Origin of the sequence: Caulobacter sp. S45 (genome assembly GCF_009765965.1) — a bacterium.
Classification (GTDB): domain Bacteria; phylum Pseudomonadota; class Alphaproteobacteria; order Caulobacterales; family Caulobacteraceae; genus CAHJWH01.
Window position 1 is genome coordinate 1 of the sequence record NZ_LMUL01000009.1, and the last position, 2,274, is coordinate 2,274.

The following is a 2,274-nucleotide window of genomic DNA, read 5'->3' on the forward strand; positions in this document are numbered from 1 at the left end:
TTTTCGACGAGGGAAACAGCGGCGACGTTTTCGACCATCGCTTGCTCGCGAGGTTGGCTGACATGAACATCGACTTGAGCTTTGACGTTTACGCAGACGAGCCTTCAGACCAGTAAGCCGACCCTCCCAACGTCCGACAGCGGTGGAAATGAGACCTTCGTCCTTTCTCTAGATGCCCGTGCAAGTTTATGGTTGCGGTTGCCGTCGGCACAACACGAGAGGAGCAATGCGTACGTCTCGGCGGGAAGCCCGCAAGAATGCGTTTTGGGCTGTGGCGGCAATTGCGGCGTTCACCGCCGGCCCTGCGCCTGGAGCGGAACCTCACCAACTCACGACGCAGCAGATGAAGGCATTGTCGCTCAGGGAAGCCGACAGGATCGTCAGGGACGATCTCCTCTCGGTTCTCCAGCCCGTCGATCCGATCCACCAGGGCCGTGGGCTCTGGCTGCGGGACGTCGGTTTGCCAACGCGTGCCTTCAGGACCGCGTACGAAGGGCTCTGTCGACGCGATGTCGTGCGGCTTCGATACACGGCGGCGACTCACGATGGTTCGTACGCGGACCGGCCGCTCCGACCGTACAGCGTCGAAGCCGATGCGCAGTTCGCCCTGCGCCGCGCACCGCCTTTGGCCTGGAGCGGTCCAGAATATAACCGGGTGCAGGAGGAGGATTGCGAACGCCTAAGTGCCGGCGCGACGGCCCATTGGTTCGATGCGCCCAACGATTTGGACGCCGCGCGAGCCGTGAACATACTCGACGCAACCCTGACCGGAGCAAGGGCGGGAACGCTCACACCTTGTCTGCCGGACAGCACGAAGTGCGACGGGCTGTCCACGATGAAGGCTGCAAAGCTCCGAGACCTCTACCGCATTAGCTCCTGCACCGGAGAAAGCGACCACACAGTTTGCTACCAGTATGAGCTCGAACCGGCCTGGCTCGTGACGGTGGTTGCACGGGACAACGGCGGAGCCCCCTACGTCTCTCCGGACTACGTCGTGAGCGTGAAGGTAGCGGTTTTCATCAACGACAGATGATGCGTCGCGTTCAGCCTGACGCAAGGGGTTTAGCTGCGCTCGTTCGGAAGCGACCGTAAGTATCAAGCCCCAAACTTGCCTCGCCGGTCAGCGAGAGGGCGCGGCCTGGAAGCGGTCGGTTTGACGGTCCGAGATGGGTCGTCTTCTTCCAGCAGCCCACCTCCAGGGAGCTGTCGTCGGCGAGAGTCCGCTCTGGAGCGCCGCCGCGACGTCCGCTCCTCCGCCACCTTCGGCCATTCACCGCCTCCGGTTAGGCCCCCGGCGGCCGATCTGAATGTCGTCTAGCTGGAGCACGCGGCGTGTCGGCAAAGGGCGCGATCTCGCTGGCAGGCCATTTGAGGGCCTGGAAGCGGTCGTGCCGATCGGCAGGGGAGGGTGGCGAACGGACCAAGATGGGCCCGTATCCAAGCCACGACTACCTTCCTCGGCTGGAAAATCCCGCGATGCGGTAGGCGGCGGCCGCAAAGATCAGGCATGCTACTGCCCACAGCACATAAGTGAGGCCGTCTGCAAGGCGCTGATCTCGGATGCCAGCATGCAGCGCGAGCCTTCCGCCGAAAGCTACCAACACCAGGACCAACACGGCGACGCCTCCCGTTATCCCACGCGGCCAAAGACCGTTGTTGATTGAACTCATGGACTGGAAGGCGGGCCTTCTAGGAACGGTCATGCCGATGCCCTTTCCGAGCAAGTCTGGTCCGAACGAGCCACGGTAGTCTCCTTTAGGTGGAACGCTCAAGGTCCAACTTGGATCGCCTCTGCCCTGAGCGCTCGCGCCAAACTCGCCGCAGGTAGCGTCCGGTTTTAGGGAGGGGTAACTTCGTCCGGATTGCCCCTAGAAGCCGCCATTAGCAGCGGCCTTGGAGGCGATCCTGCCGCCCGGATTCTGGCAGAGAGCGCGCGGCAGCTACGGGCGCGAGCCCTTCGATTCTGATGTCCGGAAGCGGTTATGTCGATCGACAGAAAGGTCCGACTAATCGGCGGTGCGGCCGCTCCGGGCAGGGCAAGAGTGGGACGGCTCATGGGGGTGCGGTGGCGAAATTTTAAACCGCAACGGGTGTGATAGCTTCAGCGTTGTAGGATCAACCGGAGGTGAGCTGATGAGAGTTTCCTCGATCGGATTGATCTGCGCCGCTGCGGCGTTGTCACCGGCGCTGGCGACAGCTGAGCAACCAATTTATTTATTTAGTCCAAGCAGAACGGACTGCATCGTCCATACGATTTTCGATCGAACGACCGGC

At 62.0% G+C, this 2,274-nt stretch carries 1 protein-coding gene; it reads left to right on the top strand.

The window, feature by feature from the left end; translation table 11 throughout:
• Window positions 1–343: 343 nt before the first annotated feature.
• Window positions 344–1,033: a hypothetical protein gene (locus tag GSQ87_RS04440; RefSeq protein WP_158913630.1), complete on the top strand. Its 690-nt coding sequence runs from the start codon at window positions 344–346 to the stop codon at window positions 1,031–1,033.
• Window positions 1,034–2,274 lie beyond the last annotated feature (1,241 nt).

What these genes read in the sequence shown, in the direction of transcription:
- GSQ87_RS04440 (WP_158913630.1), top strand. Translation starts at nt 344, where the DNA reads ATGAAGGCATTGTCGCTCAGGGAAGCCGACAGGATCGTCAGGGACGAT.